The organism is Longimicrobium terrae, assembly GCF_014202995.1.
Taxonomy (GTDB): Bacteria; Gemmatimonadota; Gemmatimonadetes; order Longimicrobiales; family Longimicrobiaceae; genus Longimicrobium; species Longimicrobium terrae.
The window spans coordinates 126,479-149,045 of the sequence record NZ_JACHIA010000012.1 but is presented as its reverse complement, the minus strand read 5'-3'; the positions used below and the strand labels follow the sequence as shown (position 1 = coordinate 149,045).

General features: G+C 69.6%; 22 protein-coding genes. 8 read left to right on the top strand and 14 right to left on the bottom strand.

The annotated features are described in order from the left end of the window. Positions 1–42 precede the first annotated feature (42 nt). Positions 43–1,671, bottom strand: coding sequence for a malate synthase A (gene aceB / locus HNQ61_RS18455; protein ID WP_170034737.1), 1,629 nt, complete (start codon positions 1,669–1,671; stop codon positions 43–45). 553 nt (positions 1,672–2,224) lie between these two features. On the opposite strand from aceB, the gene HNQ61_RS18450 reads away from it, so the two are divergent. Then, positions 2,225–2,728, top strand: a complete 504-nt coding sequence (locus HNQ61_RS18450) for a hypothetical protein (protein ID WP_170034738.1) — start codon at positions 2,225–2,227, stop codon at positions 2,726–2,728. Next, positions 2,725–3,129: a PIN domain-containing protein gene (locus HNQ61_RS18445; protein ID WP_170034739.1), complete on the top strand. Its 405-nt coding sequence runs from the start codon at positions 2,725–2,727 to the stop codon at positions 3,127–3,129. The genes HNQ61_RS18450 and HNQ61_RS18445 overlap by 4 nt, the downstream gene beginning before the upstream one ends. A 33-nt stretch (positions 3,130–3,162) precedes the next feature. Here the strand turns inward: HNQ61_RS18445 and HNQ61_RS18440 are convergent, their stop codons facing one another. Continuing rightward, the gene (locus HNQ61_RS18440; RefSeq protein WP_205761494.1) at positions 3,163–3,585 is read right to left on the bottom strand and encodes a gamma-glutamylcyclotransferase; all 423 of its coding nucleotides are present in this window, start codon (positions 3,583–3,585) and stop codon (positions 3,163–3,165) included. A 98-nt stretch (positions 3,586–3,683) separates the two neighbouring features. Here HNQ61_RS18440 and HNQ61_RS18435 point away from each other — a divergent pair, with 98 nt between their 5' ends. Beyond that, entirely contained in the window at positions 3,684–4,007 is a 324-nt protein-coding gene (locus tag HNQ61_RS18435; RefSeq protein ID WP_170034740.1) for a hypothetical protein, read from the top strand. A gap of 71 nt (positions 4,008–4,078) precedes the next feature. On the opposite strand, the gene HNQ61_RS18430 is transcribed toward HNQ61_RS18435, so the two are convergent. The 6 genes from HNQ61_RS18430 to HNQ61_RS18405 all read right to left on the bottom strand — a co-directional run bounded on the left by HNQ61_RS18430 (position 4,079) and on the right by HNQ61_RS18405 (position 8,099). Then, positions 4,079–4,525, bottom strand: coding sequence for a nuclear transport factor 2 family protein (locus HNQ61_RS18430; protein WP_170034741.1), 447 nt, complete (start codon positions 4,523–4,525; stop codon positions 4,079–4,081). 29 nt (positions 4,526–4,554) lie between these two features. Next, entirely contained in the window at positions 4,555–5,148 is a 594-nt protein-coding gene (locus tag HNQ61_RS18425; protein WP_170034742.1) for a GNAT family N-acetyltransferase, read from the bottom strand. Positions 5,149–5,155: 7 nt separating this feature from the next. Then, positions 5,156–5,944 carry a cyclase family protein gene (locus HNQ61_RS18420; protein WP_170034743.1) on the bottom strand — a complete coding sequence of 263 codons (789 nt, stop codon included), beginning with the start codon at positions 5,942–5,944 and terminating at the stop codon, positions 5,156–5,158. Between the two features lie 67 nt (positions 5,945–6,011). Next, positions 6,012–6,569 carry a DinB family protein gene (locus HNQ61_RS18415; RefSeq protein WP_170034744.1) on the bottom strand — a complete coding sequence of 186 codons (558 nt, stop codon included), beginning with the start codon at positions 6,567–6,569 and terminating at the stop codon, positions 6,012–6,014. A gap of 158 nt (positions 6,570–6,727) precedes the next feature. Beyond that, positions 6,728–7,720, bottom strand: a complete 993-nt coding sequence (locus HNQ61_RS18410; protein WP_205761496.1) for a slipin family protein — start codon at positions 7,718–7,720, stop codon at positions 6,728–6,730. Between the two features lie 10 nt (positions 7,721–7,730). Next, positions 7,731–8,099, bottom strand: a complete 369-nt coding sequence (locus tag HNQ61_RS18405; RefSeq protein WP_170034745.1) for a GntR family transcriptional regulator — start codon at positions 8,097–8,099, stop codon at positions 7,731–7,733. Between the two features lie 772 nt (positions 8,100–8,871). On the opposite strand from HNQ61_RS18405, the gene HNQ61_RS18400 reads away from it, so the two are divergent. Continuing rightward, a complete protein-coding gene (locus HNQ61_RS18400; RefSeq protein WP_170034746.1) occupies positions 8,872–10,101 on the top strand; it encodes a 3-hydroxy-3-methylglutaryl-CoA reductase in 1,230 nt (409 codons plus the stop codon). A gap of 125 nt (positions 10,102–10,226) precedes the next feature. Here HNQ61_RS18400 and HNQ61_RS18395 read toward each other — a convergent pair whose 3' ends face one another. The 4 genes from HNQ61_RS18395 to HNQ61_RS18380 all read right to left on the bottom strand — a co-directional run bounded on the left by HNQ61_RS18395 (position 10,227) and on the right by HNQ61_RS18380 (position 14,409). After that, positions 10,227–10,883 (bottom strand): M949_RS01915 family surface polysaccharide biosynthesis protein, encoded by a 657-nt coding sequence (locus tag HNQ61_RS18395; RefSeq protein ID WP_170034747.1) that lies wholly within the window; start codon positions 10,881–10,883, stop codon positions 10,227–10,229. A 404-nt stretch (positions 10,884–11,287) separates the two neighbouring features. After that, complete coding sequence (locus HNQ61_RS18390; RefSeq protein WP_170034748.1) at positions 11,288–12,964, bottom strand: COG3014 family protein; 1,677 nt, start codon at positions 12,962–12,964, stop codon at positions 11,288–11,290. Beyond that, a complete protein-coding gene (locus HNQ61_RS18385) occupies positions 12,961–13,764 on the bottom strand; it encodes a hypothetical protein (protein ID WP_170034749.1) in 804 nt (267 codons plus the stop codon). Before HNQ61_RS18385 ends, HNQ61_RS18390 begins: the two co-directional genes overlap by 4 nt. Positions 13,765–13,779: 15 nt before the next feature. Then, positions 13,780–14,409: a penicillin-binding protein activator LpoB gene (locus HNQ61_RS18380; RefSeq protein WP_170034750.1), complete on the bottom strand. Its 630-nt coding sequence runs from the start codon at positions 14,407–14,409 to the stop codon at positions 13,780–13,782. A 769-nt stretch (positions 14,410–15,178) separates the two neighbouring features. On the opposite strand from HNQ61_RS18380, the gene HNQ61_RS18375 reads away from it, so the two are divergent. Then, a complete protein-coding gene (locus HNQ61_RS18375; RefSeq protein ID WP_170034751.1) occupies positions 15,179–16,258 on the top strand; it encodes a transglutaminase domain-containing protein in 1,080 nt (359 codons plus the stop codon). Positions 16,259–16,531: 273 nt separating this feature from the next. Here HNQ61_RS18375 and HNQ61_RS18370 read toward each other — a convergent pair whose 3' ends face one another. Beyond that, the gene (locus HNQ61_RS18370) at positions 16,532–17,626 is read right to left on the bottom strand and encodes a hypothetical protein (protein ID WP_170034752.1); all 1,095 of its coding nucleotides are present in this window, start codon (positions 17,624–17,626) and stop codon (positions 16,532–16,534) included. A 232-nt stretch (positions 17,627–17,858) separates the two neighbouring features. Between HNQ61_RS18370 and aspA the strand changes: the two genes are divergently transcribed. Further along, positions 17,859–19,736 (top strand): aspartate ammonia-lyase, encoded by a 1,878-nt coding sequence (aspA, locus tag HNQ61_RS18365; protein WP_221239701.1) that lies wholly within the window; start codon positions 17,859–17,861, stop codon positions 19,734–19,736. Between the two features lie 141 nt (positions 19,737–19,877). Here the strand turns inward: aspA and HNQ61_RS18360 are convergent, their stop codons facing one another. After that, a complete protein-coding gene (locus HNQ61_RS18360; RefSeq protein WP_170034753.1) occupies positions 19,878–20,054 on the bottom strand; it encodes a hypothetical protein in 177 nt (58 codons plus the stop codon). Positions 20,055–20,372: 318 nt separating this feature from the next. On the opposite strand from HNQ61_RS18360, the gene HNQ61_RS18355 reads away from it, so the two are divergent. Together HNQ61_RS18355 and pabB are read left to right on the top strand one after the other, a co-directional pair. After that, on the top strand, positions 20,373–20,666 hold the full coding sequence (locus tag HNQ61_RS18355; RefSeq protein WP_170034754.1) for a hypothetical protein: 294 nt from the start codon (positions 20,373–20,375) through the stop codon (positions 20,664–20,666). A gap of 92 nt (positions 20,667–20,758) precedes the next feature. Then, positions 20,759–22,534, top strand: coding sequence for an aminodeoxychorismate synthase component I (gene pabB / locus HNQ61_RS18350; protein WP_170034755.1), 1,776 nt, complete (start codon positions 20,759–20,761; stop codon positions 22,532–22,534). Positions 22,535–22,567 lie beyond the last annotated feature (33 nt).

The following is a 22,567-nucleotide window of genomic DNA, read 5'->3' as shown; positions in this document are numbered from 1 at the left end:
CGGTCGTTCTCTCTGGTCTGTGTGTCGGTACCGCGTCCGGGATCAGTCCAGGAGCGCGTACGCGGGAAGGGTCAGGAAGGCGGTGAACTCGGCGTTCAGCACCAGGTCGTCCAGCAGCCTGCAGGCGGCTTCCAGGTGGCGCGCGTCCTCGCGGCCGGCGCGCAGGGCATCCACCTCGGCGTCGCGGATGCGCGTGTAGTCGTCGGGCGTAAAGAACCCGTCGCCGTCGCCGTCGTTCAGAATCGGCGTGCGGTGGCGGATCCACTGCCACAGCTGCGCGCGGCTGATCTCGGCCGTGGCGGCGTCTTCCATCAGGTTGTGAATGCCGACGGCGCCGTTGCCCTGCAGCCACGCCTCAATGTACTGCAAAGCCACGTTCACGTTCAGGCGCGCGCCCTCTTCCGTCACCTGTCCGCCCACGATCCCCGTTTCCAGCAGCGCCGAAGCGGCCACGTTCACCTCTTCGAGCGGCTTGTCCGTCTGGTTGGGCCGGTCGCCCAGCACCTTGTCGAACTCCGCCCTGGCCACGGCCACCAGGTCCGGGTGCGCCACCCAGGTGCCGTCGAAGCCCTGTCCGGCCTCGCGGCTCTTGTCCTCGCGCACCTTGGCCAGGGCGCGCTCGTTGACCTCCGCGTCGCGCCGGCTGGGAATGAAGGCCGCCATGCCGCCCATGGCGTGCGCGCCGCGGCGGTGGCAGGTGCGCACCAGCAGCTCGGCGTAGCACTTCATGAAGGGCACGGTCATCGTCACCTGCACCCGGTCCGGGAGGACGAAGTCGCCCCGGTTCCGGAACTTCTTGATGATGCTGAAGATGTAGTCCCACCGTCCGGCGTTGAGACCGGCGGAATGGTCGCGCAGTTCGTACAGGATCTCGTCCATCTCGAACGCGGCCAGGATCGTTTCGATGAGCACGGTGGCGCGGATCGTCCCCCGCGGAATGCCCAGCGCGTCCTGCGCGGCGTTGAAGACATCGTTCCACAGCCGCGCTTCCCGATGGCTTTCCAGCTTGGGCAGGTAGAAGTACGGCCCGGTGCCGCGGTCCACCAGCTCGCGCGCGTTGTGAAAGAAGTACAGACCGAAGTCAAAGAGCGACGCGCTGACGGGCGTTCCGTCCACCATCACGTGGCGCTCCGTCAGGTGCCATCCGCGCGGCCGCACCATGAGCACGGCCGTCTGTTCGTTGAGCCGGTACTGCTTGCCGCCGGCGTCCAGTGAAAGGGTGCGGCGCACGGCGTCCATCAGGTTGGCCTGGCCCTGAAGCACGTTGGTCCACGTGGGCGAAAGCGCGTCCTCGAAGTCGGCCATGAAGCAGCTGGCGCCCGAGTTCAGGGCGTTGATCACCATCTTGGCGTCCGTGGGACCCGTGATCTCCACCCGCCGGTCCTGCAGGTCCGGCGGGCACGGGGCGACCTTCCAGCCGCCCTCGCGGACGTGGGCCGTCTCTTCCAGGAAGCCGGGGTCGCCGTCCTCGTCCAGCCAGGCCTGCCGCCGGTCGCGCTCGGAAAGCAGCTCCATGCGCACGGGGTTGAAGCGCCGGTGAAGGTCCGCGACAAACTGCAGCGCCTGCGGGGTGAGCACGTGCGCACCGATGCCGTTTCCATCCGCCAGCACCTGTACGCCCTGGGCCTGCTCCTGCTCCTGCTCGCCTGCGAGTTCCGTCCCTGCCGCCATTGCGGATCCTCTGTCTGGGGGTGGTGCGTGTTCGTTCTGCAGCGCGCTGGATCGCCGCGAAGCGTGCGGCGACGCGGTTGGCAACACTGTCCGCAACAGTGGTTCCATGAGCACTGCTCATCCACGCTCGATCGTGACCCGGCCGCTTCTTGTACGGTAGCGTAACAAAGTCCGCCCGGTGTGCGCCACCTACCCGATCGGGGAGGGGCTGTAAGGAAAGTTCCTTTTGGCAGAATCTCCGCCGATTTCCGCCGGTCTCGTACGGCGCGCGGGGCCTCGGCCGGTGTCGCCTGAAACGGACACTCGGGACGGGTCTGGGCTGATGGGCGGTCTGGTGCGGTGCGTCCGTTTGTTGCACCCGCGGCGGCTTAGGAAAGCCCTGTTTCACGGATCCCCGCATTCCGCCTCGCACCAGAGAGTCTTGGAATCATTTCCCTTGCCTGTTTGCCGAATCTATGACAGCTTCTGGTCAGTCCTTACACTGCGCCGGCGCGGTGCCCTGACGGAATACTTGGACAGACAGGGTTCGGGAACCAGAGTGAAGGAGGGGATCATGATCAATGGAGGATCGGCAGGTGTGTCGCCGGAGGCCGTGCGGCGGTTCATCGCTTCGGTTGCCGAGGAAGGTGCATCGGCACCGGCTGGCGCTGGCGTACCGCTAGCAGGCGGCACGCGGCCGAGCGCGCGGGGCATAGGACGCGGGCTGCTCGGGCCGACTGAGGAGTTCCTGCGGGAGAAGCACGAGGAGATTGAGGAGGAAGAGCGCAGATGGCTGCTCTCCCATCCAGCATCGGTCGTTGCGGATGGACCATCATCCGGTAACGGCGAGGCCGACCGGGTGGGAGAACCTGTGAATACGGAGGTGATGATGATTCGCCGAGAAGCCGCGGTTCAGGCAACCGAAGCACCGCAGCCGGCGCAGAACGCGGCCGAGGCTGCCGAGCCACGGAAGCGGGGCGATGCGTTCGGGAAATTCCGTGGCATGCTCAGCTCCACGGAGGAGTTCCTGCGCCGCAAGCATGAAGAGATCGAGGAGGAAGAACGGAGGGGACTTTGATCTACGTTCTCGATTCTTCCGCGATGATCGCATACCTGAACAAAGAGAGTGGTGGTGAGATCGTAAGAGGTATCATTCAGGACCCCGGAGCCACATGCCTGGCCCACGCGCTCAACCTCTGTGAAGTCTACTACGATGCACACCGTCAGTCGGGTGAAGCCATGGCGGAGAGCATGTTGGCGGAACTGGCCGCGGACGGGGTGATCGAGCGCAGCGATCTGGATTCTGATTTCTGGCGGAACGTGGGGCAGATGAAGAGCCGCTTGCGGCGGATCTCTCTGGCTGATGCATGCGGGGTGGCACTCACGCAGCGCGCGGCGGGGCACTTCGTAACGTCGGATCACCACGAACTCGACCGGGTCGCGTCGGCGGGGGCGTGTTCGATCCTGTTCATCCGATGAAGGGAGACGCTGGCGCAGTGAAGCAGACGCGTGCTAGCGGCGCATCCAGTCTCCGGACGCGATCAGCTTCAGTCCGTCCACCGGGCGGGCGTACCAGTAGACCCATGATGCCGCGTCACCGCCATCGTCCAACCGGACGGTGACGGTGGAACGGACGTAGAGCGAGGCCGCCGGATCGGCGGGGCTGAAGCCTTCGTACGCGTCCAGCGCGGCGAGCAGGGGCGCGGCGGGCGGGTTCAGCGCGAGCAGTTCGCCGCGGATGCGGCCGGCGGCGGACGGGACGGCGGCGGGATAGGGGCCCACGTCGTACAGCGCACCAGCCGCCGTGGCCGGGCCGACGCGCCGGGCCGCGTAGGCCAGCAGGCGGTGCATGGGGCCGTCTGCGTCCGGGCGCAGCGTTCCGTACACGAACAGGTGCGCGGGTGATTCGCTTCCGTTCTCCGGGGGGAAGTGCACGCTGGTTCGCCGCGGTACGGGGTGTGCTTGAGGGGGGCGCGCCGGGCCGGCGCGGACGCGCCACGAGGCAGGGTTCAGACCGCTTTTCGGAGGCGACGATGAGCAACACGGATCGCAGCGCGCATACCACGACCGACCACGACTTCATCCGCCGCTGGGTGGAGGAGCGGGGCGGAACGCCCTCGCACGTCAAGCGCACGGGCGACAAGGAAGATCCCGGAATTCTCCGCATCGATTTTCCCGGATACTCCGGCAAGGACTCGCTGGAGGAGATCTCCTGGGAGGAGTTCTTTGAGAAGTTCGAGGAGAACGGCCTTGCCCTGCTGCATCGCGACATGAAGGGCGACGACGGCGAGCTTGACCGCTTCAACAAGCTGATCAGCCGCAAGGGCACCGAAGAAGCCCACGAAGGCGGCGAGTAAGCCGGTCCTTCTGCGGATCGAGCGCGGGGTGGACCGGTCCTGGTCCACCCCGCGCTTCACATCCACGCGCGTCAGAAGCCCGGATTCTCCCCTGTGGAAAAAGTCCACAGCGCATCGATCCGGCCGTTCCGCACCCGGTAGACTGCTACTCCGGTGAGGGACGCATATCCCGGAAAGCCCGTGATTCGCTCCGTGGTGACGACGATGGATCCCGACACCATCTCGTCCAGGATCTCGAACCGCGTGTCTGGCATGTCCTTGAAAACCTGCCCGTACCCGGACCGCAGTTCGTGGTGCAGCACCACGTTCACGCTGTCGCGGACGGGGCCGGTTTTCTGAATGTGGTACTCGACGGTATCCGCGAACGTCGCAAGAAAGCGGTCGAGATCGTGCGCACTCTGCGCCGCCACGTTCTCGCGCACGACGCTGAGCGGGTCGGTTGTGAGCGGTGCCGCCCCCGACTGGGCGTGTGCGGCAGTAGAGCAGAGGAGCACGAGCGCCAGGAGCGAGATACGCATCTTCGGCCGGTCGGAGTTGAGGTTCGCCGTCAGGTGTCGGGGGCGGAGACCGGGCGGTCCAGACCGACTTCCCGCCACTCGCGGCGCAGCAGGCCGAACAGCACGGTGTCCTGGATCTCGCCGTTCACGTGGTAGCGCTCGCGCTGGTAGCCCTCGCGCATGAAGCCGGCGCGCTCCAGCGCGCGGATGCTGGCCAGGTTGCGGGGATCCACGTCCGCCTCCAGCCGCCGCAGGTTCAGTTCATCAAAGGCGAACCGCACCAGCCGCGGCAGCGCCTCGCCCGCGTAGCCGCGGCCCCAGTGCGCGCGGGCCAGCGCGTAGCCCACGGACGCTCGATGGTGCGGTTCATCCAGCCCGGCCAGCGTGCACGTGCCGATCACCTCGTCGCTTTCCCGCAGTGCGATTCCCCACTGAAACAGCGAGCGCTGGGTGAAGAGCGAGACAATCTGGTCGCGGAGGCCGGCGGCCTCGGCCACGTCCAGCATCGCGGGGCGGCTCCAGTAGCGGCACACCTCCGGGTCTCCGAACACCGCGAAGAGGGCGGGTAGGTCGTCCGGGGTGAGCCAGCGCAGCCGCAGTCGTTCGCACTCCAGCGTGGGCAGGGTGATGGCGTCGGGGAGCATGCGGCCGTCAGTACAGGGCGAGGAGCCGCGCGGGACCGCCGGACCCGCCGCGGTGCGCCGGCCCGCCCACCACGAGCACCGCGCCGGAGGGCGGAACACGGTCCAGGCTGGCCACGTTCTCCAGCCCGTAGCGCCCGGCGCCCAGCAGAACGAGGTGCGCGTCGTACGTCTGCGACGGGCCGAAGTCCAGGCTGAGCGTGTCCGTGGCCGCGGCGGCCACGTCGCGCTCGTGCACCAGCCACTCCGCCGCTTCGCGGCTGAAGCCGGGCGCGTGCATCGTCCCGGACGCGTCGGCGTTCAGAAAGCGTCCGGGCTCCGCCAGCCGCGACTCCCATCCGCTGTGCAGGGCCACCACGGCGCGCGGCGGAATGCGGCCGTGGCGCCGCTCGTACGCCAGCAGGTCATCCACCGACAGCAGCGTGTCCTCGTCCCGCGCGGCGCGGTCGGCAATGGACACCACGGCCAGCGGGGCAATCAGGTCCGCGACGGAAACGCTGTCCGTGCCGCCGCCGTCCGCGTAGAAGTGCGCTGGAGCATCGAGGTGCGTTCCCGTGTGCTCCGCGAAGCAGAGTTCCTGCGCGTAGAAGCCGTCCCGCGCGACACCGAACAGCGGCGTGGCCCGGAACGGTTTGTACGCGGGGAAGACGGGAAAGTCCGGCGTAAGCGGATGCGTGAGGTCGCACACGCCGCGCAGCCGGGCCAGCGCGCCGGGCGCGATGGAGAGCGCACCCTGCGCGGGGCCGCGCGGGGGCGCCGGATCGGACGGGATGGAGCGGACCAGCTCGGGGCAGCACATGCGCGGTTCGTCGGCGTGGGGAACGAGGGCCGGGGAGCCCCGAATCTCGCCCCGGCGGGCCCGCGCTTCAAGCCCGGGCGCGGATCTCCTCCCAGACGCGCTCCGCCTGGTCCAGGTGCCGGTGCTGGTGCGCGGGCTGGATGGCGAACGCCGCAAAGGTGTTGTAGCGCACCCGGTCGCTGAACGGCGAGCCGACCTTGACGCGGTGCAGCGGCAGCCCGTCCGCCTCGCGCAGCAGGGCGATCTGCTCCGCCTGCAGCCGGTCGAAGCGCGACACGATCTCCTGCGCCAGCGCGTCCGCTGACGGCACAAAGGCGGCTGAGGTCTTGATCCGCGTCCTGGATCCCGGGCCCGCCATCCGGTGGATCAGCCACCCCATCAGGCCCAGCCGGAACGTTGCGGGCGCGCCGCCGCCCGTTCCGCGCGCCCGGTCCAGCGCGCCGCGCAGCAAGGGGAGGTACGCTTCCGCCGTCAGGTTCAGGTGCGCGATGCACTCCGCCACGCTCCACCCGCCGGCTGCGGGGCGCTCCGCCCACCGGTTCGGCGGAATTCCTTCGCGCAGCCGGTGCAGGCGTTCGGACGCGCTCTGAAAGTCATCGGCCAGGGATTGAAGCTGCGCGTGCATGGGCGGCCGGGGTGCGGGGAAGGGACGCAGGGGGATGATGCAGATTCGTCGCGCGACGCGGGTGGCGCCATGGGGATGACGAGGACGGCGCGCCGGAGATTTCCCGACATGGAACGACAACGGGCCGGCCGTGCGGCCGGCCCGTTGTCGCGGGATGATCAGCTGGGGAAGAGATTGGTTTCCGCGATCCGCAGCGCCACGTCGGGGTCCGGCTCGGACCTGGGCTTGGCGTTCTCGGCGGACTGCTGGTTGGCGAGCGCCGCGGCGGCCATGATCCCCGCGTGCCCCATGGAATCCACGATGGTGCTGGGCACCACCATCATCCCGCCCTTCTGCTTGAGCCCTTCGTACAGGATGTTCATCTGCCGAAGCTGCAGCGCCGTGGGGTTGCCCTGGTAGCTTTCGGCCGCCTTTTCAAAGAGCTTGGCGATTTCCACCTCGGCCTCGCCCAGGATGATGCGCGCCTGCTTTTCCCGCGCGGCCTGCGCCTGGCGGGACATGGCGTCCTGCAGCGAGGCGGGAATCACCACATCGCGCATCTCCACCGAATGGACGGAGACGCCCCACGGATTGGTGCGCCGGTCAATGAGCGCCTGCAGCTCCTGCTCGATCTTTTCGCGCCCGGCCAGCAGCTCCGAAAGCGAGGTGCGGCCGATGATGTCGCGGAGCGCGGTCTGCGCGGCCCAGCTTACGGCCTGCTGGTAGTCCTGCACCTCCAGCGCGGCTTTCTGCGCGTCGAACACCGTCCAGAAGAGCACGGCATCCACGTTCACCGGCACGGCGTCCATGGTGAGCGTCTGCTCCGCGGCGAACGAGGTGGCGACGGTGCGGTGGTCGATCCAGGCGGCAACCGTGTGCATTCCGGGGATCACCCAGAACACGCCGGGGCCGCGCACGCCGTCGTACCGCCCCCACTTGAGGACCACGGCGCGCTCCCACTGCGACGCGATCTTGGGCGAGAACATGGCGATGAGCCCCACCGCCGCGCCCGCCACCATCGCCAGCGGCTCGGCGACGGCCACAGCCATGGCGCCGCCGATGGCCGTGGGGATGATGAGCGACAGCGTGCCCAGGATGTTGCCGCGCGGCGGCCGGGCCTGCACGACGGGCGTGTTGTTGGAGGTGAACGGGGTTACGTCGGTGCCCGCCATCTTCGGCTCCTCACCGGGTTCGCCGGCTGTCCAGGTGAATGATCACGTCGTCGAGCGAAAAGCCCAGCGCCGCGGCCTCCCGAAGAAGGGTGTCTTCCAGCGCGCTCAGTTCCGCCACCAGGTCGGCGCGCTGCATGTCGTCGGGCGACGCCCGCACTACGATGCCCACCCCGGACCGGGTTTCGAGCACCTGCTGCCGTTCCAGTTCCGCGTAGCCGCGCGCCACGGCGTTCACCCCCACGCGCAGATCCACGGAAAGCTGCCGCGTGGTGGGCAGAACGTCGCCGGGTGAAAGCAGCCCGGCGCCGATGGCGCTGCGCACCGTGCGTACGAGCTGTGCCTCCACCGGGGTGGGATCGGTCGGGTCGATGTGGAACATGGATGGATCAGCGGGTCGCGGTGGCCGGTCCTCTGTATCATGCGGCGCCGTGGGGCGGAAGGCCAGTGCGGCGCGGGATTCGCGCCGAGGGCGAGGTGGATGGGTTGGGGGATGGATCGGGGATGGATCGGTGTGTTCGGCCGGATTGGGGGCGGCGGCGGGGTGTGGCCCTCACCCCGCGTGCTGCGCACGACGACCCTCTCCCACGAACGGATGTGGGAGAGGGAGCACACCCCAGTTTGGTGCCGATCGGATAGTTTGGCGCGGAGGTGGCTGTCCGGCACGAGATTCATCCGGGGAGCGATCTTCGACGCAGTTGAAGCCCCGAACCTGGACGCGTCAGCGGCCAGGTGTCGGGGGTTCCCGCTGTAGAGCGGCGGATTCATTCGCTCAGGAGAGTCGGGGATCGGCTGAGACTCGGGGATCGCGGCAGACTCGGGGATCGGCAGTGACTCGGGGATCGGGGCAGACTTGGCGATCCGCTGAGACTCGCGGATCGGCGCCGAAATCTGCCGTTGCTCCGCGGATCGTCATCATCACGAGCATTGTCTCCGAAACCTTGGAATCCCGAGTCTCGTCTGGATGCCTACCGCGCGTTCGCCTATCCAGCCGTAACTCCTTGATCGCGGCTGGATGCGTGCCGGTTCTGGCGCGGCGGCTCCTGCGTGGAATCGGAAGAAACAGAGTTGCTGGATGAGCGGCGTTCAGTCGGGAACTGGCGGAGCGGGGGCGGGGGCGACAGACTTAACGCATGTTGAATTCCAGATCATCGATGGGCAGTCCGGGTCCGGACCACGAGTGGGAACGCCTTCGCGCCGTGCAGCGCGGCGAACGCCCCGTTCCGCCGCGCGTTCCCGCGCCGCTGGACTGGAGCGCGGCGGGGCAGGAGCGGCGCCTCGCCTTTCTGCGCGGCCGCGGCGTGGACGTGCCTCACCTGGCCGGCCGCGGCGGGCCGGTGGACGCCGCGGCGTACCGCGGCAACATCGAGCACTTCATCGGGATGGCGCAGGTGCCGGTGGGGCTCATCGGGCCGCTGCGCATCAACGGAATGCACGTCCGCGACGACGTGTACGTGCCGCTCGCCACGTCCGAAGGCGCGCTGGTGGCCAGCTACGACCGCGGCGCGCGCCTCCTTTCCCGCGCGGGCGGCGTGTCGTGCGTGATGACGGACCAGCAGGTGCAGCGCGCGCCGGCCTTCGCGTTCGCCACGCTGGCGCAGGCCGCCGGATTCGCCGCGTGGGCGGCGGAGCAGGGCGATGCGTTCCGCGCGGTGGCGGCTCGCGGCTCCCGCTTCGCGCGGCTCACGGACATGCGCGCCTACGTGGAGGCCAACCGCGTCTACCTGCTGCTCGGCTTCACCACGGGCGACGCGGCGGGGCAGAACATGGTGACGTTCGCCGCCGCCGCCATCTGCGCCGACATCCTGGAGCGCACGCCGGTGGCGCCGGAGTACTGGTTCGTGGAATCCAACCTCAGCGGCGACAAGAAGGCCACCAGCGCCGGGTTCCTGCGCACCCGCGGCCGCCGCGTGACCGCGGAGGCGCTCCTGCCGCGCGCGCTGGTGATGCGCGGCCTGCGTACCACGCCCGAGCGCATGTGCGACTGCTGGCGGATGGGGATGATCGGCGGGGTGCAGGCGGGCGCCACGGGCGCCAGCAGCCATGTTGCCAACGCGCTCGCCGCGCTGTTCCTGGCCTGCGGGCAGGACGTGGCGTGCGTGGGTGAGGCCAGCGTGGGCGTACTGCGGATGGAAGTGCGTGACGGCGGATTGTACGTCGCGCTCACGCTGCCCAACCTGATCGTGGGCACGGTGGGCGGCGGCACGCGCCTGCCGACGGCGCGCGAGTGCCTGTCGATTCTGGACTGCGTGGGCGAGGGCCGCGCGGACCGGTTCGCCGAGATCTGCGCCGCCGTGGCACTCGCCGGTGAGATCAGCATCGTGGGCGCGCTGGCCGCGGGGGAGTTCGCCGCCGCGCACCTCCGCCTGGGCCGGGGACGGTAGACGCGGCAGAATGTACCGGACGAAGGGCCGGCACCCGTCGCGGGTGCCGGCCCTCTCTTCATCCGCGGGTTCATCATCGTAGACGCGCCCATTCTGCGTCCGGGATCAGGATGACCGGCCGGCAATCACCCGTCCGCGGGCCAGGTCATCTCGCGTTTGAAGCGGTTCCACTGCTGCACGGCGAAGGCACGGAACGATGGCGGAGCCGCGTTGAACGATGGATCGATCGTCATCCTGCTGGTGCCGAACTGCGCGCCGATCTCTGTCATCAGATCGCTGGATCCGCGGAGGGCGTACTTGGTGGCGCCCTCGTGCATGATCAGCTTCATCTCCAGTTGCGATACATCGCTGCGGCAGCCCCGCGCGTACATGAACGAGGTTTCCGCCGTGCCGTCCGCATCCAGGTCGGTGACGGCCACGGAGCGGGGATTGAACTTGAGTTCCAGGTCGAACTCGCAGCCGCGCACGAAGTCCGTCGCCGACCAGAGCAGTGCGTAGGTGTTTCCGCGCTGAACGTAGTGGTAGGCGTACAGTTCGCGGTCGATGCACCGGTCGGAGCCGTCGCAGCGCGCGCGGCTCGTCGCTTCCGGCGTGCGCGACAGCACGAGGAAATTCCGTCCTCCCCGATCCGTCCATTCGCGCGCCAGCACCAGGTTGCCGCGGATCGCGGCTTGGCGGGGAAGTGCGCCGCGCTGCACGGGACGGCTCTGGATCTGCCGCGCGTCCACCTCCGGCGCGGCGGCCAGCAGGCCCGCGACAAGCAGCAGGGCGAGTTTCGTCATGATCTTCTCTGTCTCGGTCTGGATTGCGCAGGAACGGCGTCGCGTGTGGGACTGCATCTCCGTGGCCCGCTCCGCACCAGCAGCGATCGGGGTCCTCGGGGTCCACTTTGCGCAAACCGTGCTAACTGCATCTCACGCGGAGGTCGCGGCGGTCGCGGAGGTCGCGGGGACAGCACGGGAACCAGAGGTTACGCAGGGAGGGGCGGGAGGGAGATCGGACAGGGGTATGTTCGATCGCGATTCATCGAATGTGATCTCCTGCTTCTGCCCTGCCGTTTGTTTCTGTTTCCTCCGCGACCCCCGTGCACCCCCGCGGCCTCCGCGTGAGATGCAGTTGCGGATCATGGAAAACGCAAAAGGCCGCCTCACTCGCGAGGCGGCCTTTTCGTCCATCAAGAAGCGGATCAGGGCTCGGTGGATGACTTGGCCTTGGACGCCACTTCCATCGGGGCCGCGGCTCCGGCGGGCTGAGCGTCCACGGCGGGAACCGTGTCGGCGGGCGCAGACTCGCGGCGGGCGTGGGCTTCGCGCATCTGCGGCGAGCGCGTCGCCAGGTCGCCCATCTCCCCGCCCCACACGCGCTGCGCGACGACGCTCGTCTGGCCCGCGCGCACGGTCACGGTGCCGACGTCGATCCACCGCGTCTCGCCGTCGTCGCCCATCACCTCGATGCGCACATCATGCTCGCCCGGGTGAAGCGAGATCCGCGCGACGGAGACGCGGTCCGGAAGCAGCGACCAGCTTCGCGTATCCGCCCGCTCCAGCCGGTTGCCCGCGAAGTTGGCCAGGCGCCCCGCCAGCCATCCCACCTCTTCGCCGCCCTCCTTTTCCGCCTTGCGTTCGATGGCGCGCGTGGCCAGGTACTTGGCCGTACCGCGCAGCATCATCCGCCCCAGCGCCGAGGCGCGCGTGCCCTCCCAGCGGGCGAGCACGGCGGAGGACAGGTCGCCCGCCACCGGCGCGTTCACCGTGTCACCGCCAATCACCACGCGGACGTCCTGCGCCGAGCACGACTCCAGCCGGTAGACGGGCCATGCCAGCTTCATGATGTAGGCGCCGTCCAGCGCATCCGCCACCTGCTGCACGGGATGCTCTTCCCACGATTCGCCCCACTGCGCCTGTTCCACCAGGTTTTCCGCCGTGTGCAGCAGCAGATCCACCAGCGCCGCGGGATCCCCGTTCGACAGGCCGTCCGCCTGCGCGGCAAAGATGGGAACGTGCAGGTCGGCGTTGGAGCGGTGCGCCACCCATCCATGCTGCACCATCACCACGACCTCGCCCGCGGCGGTGTCGGCCGGAGCGGCGGAAAGGCGGTACCGGCGCGCGGCGGAATCCGCCACGGCCGCTACGCCCGTCCGCCGCGCGGCCGCGTACAGCCGCGCGCCCAGGTCCGCCGGCGCGCCCGCGCCCGGGCAGTCGTCGAACGCGCGCTCCGCCTGGCGAAAGGAGACCAGCGCGTCCTGCGCCGCGCCCGCCTGCCCGAAGCTGATGCCGGCCAGGTACTCCACCAGCCCCTCGCCCACGCAGGGCTGGCGCCCGTCCGCGTCGCGAAGCTGCGTGAAGTACGCCCCCGCGCGGCGCCCCTCCACCGCGGCCGACTCCGCCTCGCCCAGCGCCAGGTCGTTCAGCATGCGGTAGTACGGCAGCATGGCGCGCTCGGCCGGCGGCGGCACGTAGGCGATGGAGGCGTCGTTCACCAGCAGCGCCCCCGCGCCCTGCGAAATGCTGCGCGTGTAGCGGCGTTCCGTTTCCGCCTCGGCCCAGTCCAGCGCCTCGTTGCTTTCCCGCCACCGCCCGGCCTCGTGCAGCACCACGGCAAGCTGCAGCCGCCGCACCAGTTCGTCGCGCGGCCCGGCGCCGCCCCGCAGCAGGATGACGGCGCTGTCCGCCTGGCCCGTCATCATGTAGTGCCGCAGCCACGCGTCCCACGGCGCCAGCGTCTGGCTGGCCAGCGGCGACCCGGGCGGCAGCGTTTCCGGCGCGGGCATGGAGGGCAGCCCGTGGCCGGGCGCGCACGCCCCCAGCGCCGCCGCGAGCGCGGCGGCGGCGAGCACGGGACGGGTGCGCCGCGCGATGTTCATCGACCGCGTTCCAGCACGATCAGCCGCTCGCGCGCCTCCACGATGGCGGCGCCCAGGTGGGCGTACGCTTCGCCCTGCGCGCGGATCGTTTCCAGGTTCATCTGGTGCAGGAACAGCTGATAGCGGATCTCGGCCTCGCGCGGGCGCAGCAGCTTGTCGAGCGCGCGGGCGATGCGGATGGTGGTTTCCGGGTTGTCGATGTCGACCACGTCCGCGCGGTCGTACCGGTCCAGCGCGGCGGTGAAGCGGCCGGCCAGCGCCAGTTCGTCGCCGTCGCGCAGCAGGGCGGCGGCGCGCGCCCGGGCCGTGCCCCGCGCGCCCGCATCCGCGGGCGAGGCGACCAGGCGCAGGCCCTGCGGCTCGCGGTAGGCGTAGCTGCGCACGCGGCCGTCTTCCAGCGTCACCATCGCCACGGGAGCCACGGCGTCGCCCACGCGCACGCCGTCCAGCGCGGACAGCGTCGTCATCCGCCCGCCCGCGCGCTCTTCCCACGCCGCCGGGGTGGTGCCGGTGGCGGCGAATACCTGGTCGCGGGTCATCCCCACCGCCAGTTCGCCGCGGGTGAGGGCGTCGCAGGTGGCGGCGGTGCACTGCGCCAGCGCGGCTTCGGCGCTGGCGTCCGCCTGGACCCGCGCGTCGCGGCGGCGGGCCTCGCCATCCAGCCGGGCGTCGTCCACCGTGGCGTCGCTGGTGCGCGGAACCACCTGGCCGTTGCGGTAGATGGGGCGCACGGGCTCCATGCGCGGTGCGCAGGCCGCGGCGGCCACCAGCAGGGCGGCCAGAGAGAGGGGCTTGATCATGATCGCTCCGTGCGGTTAGAAGCGGAGGCGGGGACGCTCCACCATCTTCTTGATGCGGTGCTGCCCGGTCCAGACCTTTTCGTTGGTCTCGATGTCCACCAGCGTGGCGTCCACCTGGTAGTAGAGCACGCGGCGGCCGGCTTCGCGGTCCTCGATGGACTGGATGTCGCCCTGCAGCATGAACTGCGCACCGCGCTCGCGGGCCAGCCGGGCGCGGGTGTCGGCGGTGGCGTTTTCCTGCTGGTCCTCACGCTCGGCGCGCACTTCGCCGCGCTCTTCGCTGCTGGCCACCACCTGCACCTGCCCGCTGTTCAGGTACGCGCGCTCGATCTCGCGCACGAAGGTGCCGACGGAAATGTGCTCCATGCTGCCGTTGCGGACGGAGCCCACGATGACGGTGGGACGGCGGCCGCCGTGCGCCTCCATGTAGCGCGCGGCCCAGTCGCCGCCGCTTTCCGCGTCGAAGCTTTCGCTGATGAGCGCATCGGCCACCAGGCGGCTGTCGGTGTCGTTCCACCGGCCGCTGAGGTCGATCTGCTGGTCGGGGTTCACGCGGGTGACCTGCGTGGCGCATCCCGCCGAAACCACCAGGGTTCCTGCGACGAGCAGCGCGGCGCGGCGGATGCTGCGGGCACGAGTAGTCATGTGGATCTCCGCTTCTTCTACTTGGATCGGGTACGGACGGACGGCGGGGAGGACTGCCGGGGCGGTGCAGGGCATTCGGCGTACCGGGCACAATCTAAACGCCAACTTGTTTTCGCGGAATGACTTGGTTGATGAGGGGCAGTCGGCTGCATCGTAATCGTGTCCACATTCTCGGACACGCTTCGCGGAACAGTGGACGATCTGCGGCGGATTCGGGAGCAGATCGAATGATCCTCGAGTCCTCTTGGGCTCCGGAAGAATGAGGGGCCGCCGATCTTCGCTTGACGCCGGGCTGGGAGGCCCCTCCCCCGGCCCCTCCCCGTGCAAACTGCCCGCACGGAGAGGGGGGAACGGCAACTTCATCTCGCCCCGGATCGTGCCGATGCGCGGAGAGGCCCCCTCTCCCCGGCCCTCTCCCCCGCTCCGCGGGAGAAAGGGAGACCTCAGCGCGGCGGCGGATTGCGGCTCCGGTCGCGCGGTTCGGAGCGGCGGAGTGGGTTCGTCACACGGACAGGCACGCTGCGGGGCGTCGATTACCAGCAGCGCTGGGGGGCACTTCATCGTTGCCAGATGTTTAAACACTGATTATGTTCATCTAACACCGTAGCAGGCTCCGTATCGCTGGGTCAGCATGCGCGCGTCCCCCGCGCCGTCGCCGATCGGCCGCTCGATCTCCGCAGGACCCGGCGCTCCACGTGCCGACTGCCACGCCCGCTCGGCCTTCTGTCCATCTCCGCACCACCACAACGCACAACCGCACTACCCTCCCATGAACATCGCCCGGATCACAGTCACGGCCGCCGCGGCCGTGCTCTTTGCCGCCGCCCCCGTGTTGGCGCAAAGGCAGACGTATGACTATCGCATGGCGGATTCCGTAGCGCTGGCCGCGCCGGCAAACGCGGCTTCGGTGGAGGAGATCGCCGCCAAGGTGACCCGCGGGCTGCATTCCGACCGCGACAAGGCACGCGCCATCTACCGCTGGATCACGCACAACATCGAGTACGACGCGTCCGCGTTCTTCGGCAGCCGGTTCATGGTGCCGGTGCAGACGCCGCCCGCGGTGCTGCGCCGCAAGCGCGCGGTGTGTGACGGATTTTCGCTGCTCTTCATGGCGATGTCGCACGCGGCCGGGCTGGAGGTGGGCGAGGTGTCCGGCTACGCCAAGGCGTACTCGGGCGATCCCCGCAATCCCGTTTCGCGCCAGCGGCATGCGTGGAACGTGGTGCGGGTCGATGGCGCATGGCAGCTGGTGGATGCCAGCTGGGGCGCCGGCGACATCATCGGGCGGGACTTCGTGCGGCGCTTTCGCGACTTCTACTTTTTTCCGGACCCGGAGAAGTTCATCTACTCGCACATGGCGGAAGACCCGGCGATGCAGCTGCTGGCCCACCCCGTGAGCGTGAGCCAGTTCGACCGCATGCCGGCGCTGCAGCGCGACTTCTGGGAACTGGGCTTCTCCCCCGCGGACGTACGGAACGCGTCAGCGGCGGGGCGGGAGTTCGTGGGCGTGTTTCCCGTCGCGCAGCACCCCATCCGGGTGACCGCGGCCCCGCTGGCGGCGCGGCTGGTTCCCGGCGCGATGCACCGGTTCCGCATTGAGGCTCCCGGCGCAACGGAGGTGTTCGCGGTCAGCGGAACGCAGTGGCAGCCACTGGCGCCCGCGGGCGAGACTGCGGCGGGCGGCGCGGCGCAGGCGTCCGCGCCGGGCACGGCGTTCACGGGGGATGCGGCGCTCACCGGGCCGGAACTGGTACTGCTGGTGCGCTACCCGGAGGCGCCCGCCGGCATCGTGGTTCTGCGCTACGGGAGCGCGGCCGCAACCGCGCGCCGCGGCCGCCGCGGGGAGTAGCGGCGCGGCGAACCCGACACGGGCGACTGAAGTCGCGGCAACAACGGCGCGAAGTCCGCCTTCGCGGACTGTGGCCGCGGTCCCCGTTGGTTTCGATCAGCCTCGGCGCGGCCGCCAGCCAGGAACGAATGGATTCGCCGCTGGAAAAGCACCAAGTCCGCCGTCGCGGACTGCATCCTCTGCATCAGCGTTCAGCGGTTCATCAACCCGGAACGCGAATCGGCCCCGCCCCAGAACTCCGGGGCGGGGCCGATCTGCAGGCAGTGGCGATGGTTAGAACCAGTCGCGGCCGCCATTGAAGCCGCGCACGTCGCGGTCGTAGCCGCCGCGGTTCATGCGGTTGGGCTCGTCGCGATCAAAGCGGTCGCGCACGTTGTTCCACCCCTGCCGCGCGCCGCTGGTCATGCGGTCCGCCGCGCCGTGCATGCGGTCGCGCATGTCCACGTCGCCGTCGTGGTCATAGTCGCGGCCCATGCCGCCGCCCATCATCCCGCCGCGCATGCCGCCCTGCATGGTGCGGCCGGTGTCGTAGCGGTCGTCGAAGCCGCCGTTGACCATGCGGATGGGCGTGTGCGCCTGCCGGTCTCCGAACGGGTCGCCCGCGTCCGTCTGCTGGCGGGTCTTGTACCCGTGCCCGCCGTCGCGGTGGTCGAAGTCGTTGTCATACGACATTCGGCCGCGCATGGGGGCGCCGCCGTAGCCGCCCGTCATTCCGCGGCCCTGCATGTCGCGGTCGTACCCGCCGCGGCCCTGCATGTCACGGTCGTACGAGCCGCGGCCCATGGGACGCGCGCCGTACGCGAGGGTGCGGTCGTCGTCCCCGTCAAAGCGGTCCTCTACCTGGTCCCACCCGCGGCGCACGGCGTTCTGCGCCCGCGAAAGGAAGCCGCCGCCCTGCTGGTTCTGCATGCCGCCCTGGCCCTGCATCCCGCCCGGGCCCTGCATGCCGCCGCGGTTGCCGCCGCCCCAGTTGTGGCCCCACTCGTCGGAGCCGGTGCCCAGGTTCCATCCGCGGCCGTTGCGGTCCAGGCCGTTGTTGTTCATCCCCGAGGCATAGCCGCCCTCGGAACCGCCCGCCCGGTACGACCCGTCGTGGAAGGGGCTGGTGTCGCGCCCGCGGTTGCCGCCAAGGTCGGTGTCGCGGTCCAGCCGGTCGGCGGCGTCGGCCGTGTAGGCGCCGTCCGCCCAGGAGTTGTTGCGCATCCCCTGGTTCATTCCGCCCTGGCCGCGGTAGCCGCTGTCGTAGCGGCTGCTCTCCACGTCGTGCGGAGTGTGGCCGCTGAACGGGCCCTGATCCGGGCGGACCGGACCGCCCATGCCTTCGCGGCCGCGTCCGAAGTTGTTGTCGTTTCGGTTCCAGATCGCCATGTGGATCTCCCTTGGTTTCAGGAATTCCGGCCCCTGGTGGGCCGCCGACAGGGCGTGCCGGGGGTGCAAAGGCCGTTCCATCCCACGGTTCCCGCCACGGGCCGTCCGCGCCCTTCCTCGCTTGTTTACGGGCGCGGGGCGCTGTACGTTCGCCGGCCTTCCGGGCGGACCCGGAAGGACCGTGATGGACGAAATCCACGCCGGCCCGGCCGGCTGCCGCGGGTAGGGGATGATGACCGATTCCGTGTACGACGTGCTGCGCGCCCACCCGGAGCTGCGCGCCCTGGACGACGACGAGATGCGGCTGCTGGCCGCCTCGGCCGAGACGCGCACCGTGCCCACCGGGGGCTACGTGTTCCGCGAAAGCCAGCCGCGCCGCGCCTTCGGCATTCTGCTGGACGGCCGGGTGCAGATCGTAAAGGGCGCGCGGGGCGTTCCCAGCGTGCTGCACGTGCTGGGCGCCGGCGAATCGTACGGCGAGGGAAGCCTGCTGGACGACTATCCGCACTCCACCAGCGGCGTGGTGACCGACGAGGCACGCGTGGTGGAGGTGCCCCGCTCCGCCATGGCCGGGCTGGCCGAGCGCGAGCCGCGGCTGTACGGAAAGCTGGTGTCCATTGCCGCGCGGGTGATTTCGTCGCGGCTGCGCTACGCCAACACGCTGCTGTCCGGCCGCGGCACCGGCTACCTGTCCGGCGAGATGCGCACCGAGCACGACCTGCTGGGCGAGCGCCAGCTTTCCGTCGATCTCTACTACGGCGTGCAGACGCTGCGCGCGACGGAGAACTTTCCCATTACGGGAATCCCCATCTCCCAGTACCGCTACCTGATCAACGCCCTTGCCGCCATCAAGGAAGCGGCGGCGCTGGCCAACCAGGAGCTGGGGATTCTGCCGGCGGAGGTGGCCGACGCCATCGTGCGGGCCTGCCGCGAAATCCGCGACGGCAAGCTGCACGAGCAGTTCGTGGTGGATGTGGTGCAGGGCGGGGCGGGAACCAGCACCAACATGAACGCCAACGAGGTCATCGCCAACCGCGCGCTGGAGCTGCTGGGCCGGCGCAAGGGCGAGTACGACGTGGTTCATCCCAACAACCACGTCAACCTGAGCCAGAGCACCAACGACGTGTATCCCACCGCGCTCAAGCTGGCGGGAAGCTGGGCGCTGGCGGATCTGGTGCACGCGCTGGGCGACCTGGCCGACGCGTTCCGCGGCAAGGGCGCGGAGTTCAGCCAGGTGCTCAAGATGGGCCGCACGCAGCTGCAGGACGCGGTGCCCATGACGCTGGGGCAGGAGTTCACCGCCTTTGCCGTCACCATCGGCGAGGACATGGACCGGCTTCGCGAGGCGGCGCAGCTGATCCGCGAAACCAACATGGGCGCCACGGCCATCGGCACGGGGATCAACACCGATCCGCGCTACGCCGCGCTGGTCTGCCAGAAGCTGTGCGAGGTCACGGGGCTGGAGCTGATCACCGCGCCGGACCTGATCGAGGCCACGGCCGATACCGGCGCCTTCGTGCAGGTGTCCGGCGTGCTGAAGCGCGTGGCGGTCAAGCTGAGCAAGATCTGCAACGACCTTCGCCTGCTCAGCTCCGGGCCGCGCGCGGGGCTGGGGGAGATCAACCTGCCGCCCATGCAGCCGGGTTCGTCCATCATGCCGGGAAAGGTGAATCCCGTCATCCCCGAAGTGGTGAACATGGTGTGCTACCAGGTGGTGGGCAACGACCTCACCATCACCATGGCGGCGGAGGCCGGGCAGCTGCAGCTGAACGTGTTCGAGCCGGTGATCGGCTTCAACCTGTTCCAGTCGGTGGACATGCTGATCCGCGGGGCGGTGGTGCTGCGCGAGCGGTGCGTGCTGGGGATCACCGCCAACGTGGAGCGCATGCGGTGGATGGTGGAAAACAGCATCGGCCTGGTGACGGCGCTGGTGCCGTACATCGGCTACGAGCGCAGCAGCGAACTGGCGCTGGAGGCGCTGGCGAGTGGCCGCGGCGTGTACGAGCTGGTACAGGAAAAGGCGTGGCTCTCGCAGGAGCGCCTGGACGAGATCCTGTCGCCCGAGGGGATGACGCACCCGCGGGCGATGCCGGCGCAGGTTGAGGAGTAGAGGGAATGGGGAATAGGGAATAGGGAATAGGACAGAGCGGGGCCGGATCTGGTGATCCGGCCCCGCTCTGTTGGGCGGCGTCCCGCGCCGGAGGCCCGCGCCGGTGAGGGTGCGCGGGAGCCGCCCTGTGCTATCCGCGCTTCAGCACGCGCAGGGCGACGACACGCAGAACGACCTGCCGCACTCCGTGTCGGCGCAGGTGTTGGGGAAGGAGACCATCACCTCGTTGCCCGGCACCGTCCCGCGCTGCTCCGGCACCGGCACTGCCTCGAACGTCTCTACCTTGAGCGATTCCATGCTCAGCTTCAGCTTGTTCACGGGCCCCTCTCTTTCAATGGCACGGCGTATAAGGCGCGGTACTCCGGGCGTGCGAAATTACAGGCTTGTGATTTGCGGCGGAGGCACGGTTCAGGACTGTAATCCCGTACCCGGCCGGCGCTCCGTCCCAATCGCAAGATGCGGCGCTTTAGGTGCGGCGTCCAGAGTCTTGTTGTCAGGGTGCGGTCTGGTTCCGGGCTGGAGGGCGGCGTGCCCGGGTATGTAGCAGCGGCGGGTGAAAACCTGCTGGTGTGCCCGGTGGCGCGTAGCTTGCAGTCCGCGTGCGCAGCGCAAACTCATGCACGAGGCACACTTAGAATGGCAGTACGGAATTTCGGCGCCCCGGATGGCTCCGAGTGGAATGTGTGGGAAGTGGTTCCCGAAGAGATGACGGACCCGCGCGGGTCCGGCTCGCACCTCCCCCAGGAGATGGTGGACGGCTGGCTGTGCTTTGCCACCGATGGCGAAAAAAGACGCCTGTATCCCCGCCCGCCCATGTGGCACGAGGAAACGGACGAGCAGCTGTGGCGTCTGTGCGAGACCGCGGTCCCCGTGGTGCCGCGCACGGAGAAGTCCGCCGCGGATGAGCTCCCGGATTCCACGGGCGTGTAGCGGGCGTTGCGCGGGCGCCCGCTCCGCGCTGATCTTGCCGCGTTCCCCACTACGGCGGCCGAGGCGGATTGCGCGAAGAGCGGGCGGGATTTGTGGATGACCTTCATGGCGCGGCGGCGGGCACGGAGCCCGTTTCCGCGCGATTCGACGCGCCCGGCGGCCCCGGCGCGGCACGCTCGTTCCGCTTTCGCGGGCTGCTGACCGTTCTTCGCGCGGACACGCTCGCGGACGTGGTGCCCGTGCTGGCCGCCGTGCAGCGCGCCGCGCGCGATGGCCTGCATGCGGCGGGATACGTGGCGTACGAGGCCGCGCCCGCCTTCGACCCCGCCCTCGCCACCCGCCCGCCCGACCCGCGCCTTCCCCTCGCATGGTTCGCCATCTTCCAGACGCGCGAGGAGGTTGCACCGTCGTTCGAGGACGGCGCGGCGGCGGAACTCGGCGCGTGGCGCATGCGCATCGGCGAGGCGGAGTATCGCGGCCGGATCGAGCAGATCCGCGCCCTGATCGCCGCGGGCGACAGCTACCAGGTGAACTTCACCACGCGGCTGGGTGCCACCTTCCGCGGCGACGCGGACGCACTGTACGCGCGGCTGTGCCTGGCGCAGTGCTCGGGCTACTGCGCGCACCTGCGGCTGGGCCCCGTCTCCATCCTGTCCGCGTCCCCCGAACTCTTTTTTCGCGCCAGCGGCGGTGAGCTGGAGCTTCGGCCCATGAAGGGCACGCGCCCCCGCGGCCGCTTTCCCGCGGAGGACGCCGCCCTGGCCGCGGAGCTGGCCGCATCCGCCAAGGACCGCGCCGAAAACCTGATGATCGTGGACCTGCTGCGGAACGATGCCGGCCGTGTCAGCGAGTTCGGCAGCGTGCGGGTGGAGCGGATGTTCGCGGCGGAGCGATACGAGACCGTCCATCAACTTACGTCGACGATCCGTTCGCGCCTGCGCCCGGATGTGGGGCTGGTGGAGATTTTTCGCGCGCTCTTTCCCTGCGGGTCGGTAACGGGCGCGCCCAAGGTGCGGACGATGGAGATCATCGCCGGGGCGGAGGACGAGCCGCGCGGCGTGTACTGCGGCGCCATCGGCTTCGTGTCGCCAAACGAGGCGGTGTTCAGCGTCGCCATCCGCACGCTGCTTCTGGATCATGGCGCGGGGACGGCGGAGCTGGGCGTGGGCAGCGGCGTCACCTACGACTCCGATGCGGGCGCGGAATACCAGGAGTGTCTGGACAAGGCGGAGTTTACGCGCCGCATGCCGGTGCGCTTCGACCTGCTGGAGACGCTGCTCTGGGAGCCGGACTGCGGATGGCTGCTTCTGGATGGCCATCTGGATCGGATCGCCGCTTCGGCCGCGTACTTCGGCTACGCGTTCGACCGTGCGGCGGTGGCGGGCGCGCTCCAGTCCGCTGCTGGCGGCTTTGGGGATGAACGGATGCGCGTCCGGCTGACCATCGACCGATCCGGCCATCCCTCCATCACCGCCACGCCGCTCGCCCCGCTGCCGGAACCGGTGCGCGTCGCGATCTCCGCCGATCCGGTGGACCATCGCGATCCCATGCTCTTTCACAAGACCACGCATCGCGCGGCGTACGAGTGCCGGGCCGCCGCCCGCCCGGACGCGGACGACGTGCTGCTGATCAACGAGCGCGGCGAAGTCACCGAATCCACCATCGCCAACCTGGTCGCGCGGATCGGCGGCGTGCTGTGGACGCCGCCGCTGGACTGCGGCGTGCTCCCCGGCGTGCTGCGCGCGGAACTGCTGCGCACGGGCGAGATCCGCGAGCGCGTCCTCCACCCCGCCGACCTGCGCGCAGCGGACGAACTGTGGCTGATCAACTCCGTCCGCCGCTGGCGCAAAGCGATCCTGATCGACTGATGGCGCGGGGCGTGCGGCGGCCCACCGCGACAC

Excerpts from the sequence above, each read along its gene's own strand:
- HNQ61_RS18410 (WP_205761496.1), bottom strand. The coding sequence starts at position 7,720 with ATGGCGGGCACCGACGTAACCCCGTTCACCTCCAACAACACGCCCGTC.
- aceB (WP_170034737.1), bottom strand. The coding sequence starts at position 1,671 with ATGGCGGCAGGGACGGAACTCGCAGGCGAGCAGGAGCAGGAGCAGGCC.
- HNQ61_RS18435 (WP_170034740.1), top strand. The coding sequence starts at position 3,684 with ATGAGCAACACGGATCGCAGCGCGCATACCACGACCGACCACGACTTC.
- HNQ61_RS18380 (WP_170034750.1), bottom strand. The coding sequence starts at position 14,409 with ATGACTACTCGTGCCCGCAGCATCCGCCGCGCCGCGCTGCTCGTCGCA.
- HNQ61_RS18420 (WP_170034743.1), bottom strand. The coding sequence starts at position 5,944 with ATGTGCTGCCCCGAGCTGGTCCGCTCCATCCCGTCCGATCCGGCGCCC.
- HNQ61_RS18430 (WP_170034741.1), bottom strand. The coding sequence starts at position 4,525 with ATGCGTATCTCGCTCCTGGCGCTCGTGCTCCTCTGCTCTACTGCCGCA.
- HNQ61_RS18415 (WP_170034744.1), bottom strand. The coding sequence starts at position 6,569 with ATGCACGCGCAGCTTCAATCCCTGGCCGATGACTTTCAGAGCGCGTCC.
- HNQ61_RS18355 (WP_170034754.1), top strand. The coding sequence starts at position 20,373 with ATGGCAGTACGGAATTTCGGCGCCCCGGATGGCTCCGAGTGGAATGTG.
- HNQ61_RS18450 (WP_170034738.1), top strand. The coding sequence starts at position 2,225 with ATGATCAATGGAGGATCGGCAGGTGTGTCGCCGGAGGCCGTGCGGCGG.
- HNQ61_RS18425 (WP_170034742.1), bottom strand. The coding sequence starts at position 5,148 with ATGCTCCCCGACGCCATCACCCTGCCCACGCTGGAGTGCGAACGACTG.
- aspA (WP_221239701.1), top strand. The coding sequence starts at position 17,859 with ATGACCGATTCCGTGTACGACGTGCTGCGCGCCCACCCGGAGCTGCGC.
- HNQ61_RS18405 (WP_170034745.1), bottom strand. The coding sequence starts at position 8,099 with ATGTTCCACATCGACCCGACCGATCCCACCCCGGTGGAGGCACAGCTC.
- HNQ61_RS18400 (WP_170034746.1), top strand. The coding sequence starts at position 8,872 with ATGGGCAGTCCGGGTCCGGACCACGAGTGGGAACGCCTTCGCGCCGTG.
- HNQ61_RS18375 (WP_170034751.1), top strand. The coding sequence starts at position 15,179 with ATGAACATCGCCCGGATCACAGTCACGGCCGCCGCGGCCGTGCTCTTT.
- HNQ61_RS18370 (WP_170034752.1), bottom strand. The coding sequence starts at position 17,626 with ATGGCGATCTGGAACCGAAACGACAACAACTTCGGACGCGGCCGCGAA.
- HNQ61_RS18395 (WP_170034747.1), bottom strand. The coding sequence starts at position 10,883 with ATGACGAAACTCGCCCTGCTGCTTGTCGCGGGCCTGCTGGCCGCCGCG.
- HNQ61_RS18385 (WP_170034749.1), bottom strand. The coding sequence starts at position 13,764 with ATGATCAAGCCCCTCTCTCTGGCCGCCCTGCTGGTGGCCGCCGCGGCC.
- HNQ61_RS18390 (WP_170034748.1), bottom strand. The coding sequence starts at position 12,964 with ATGAACATCGCGCGGCGCACCCGTCCCGTGCTCGCCGCCGCCGCGCTC.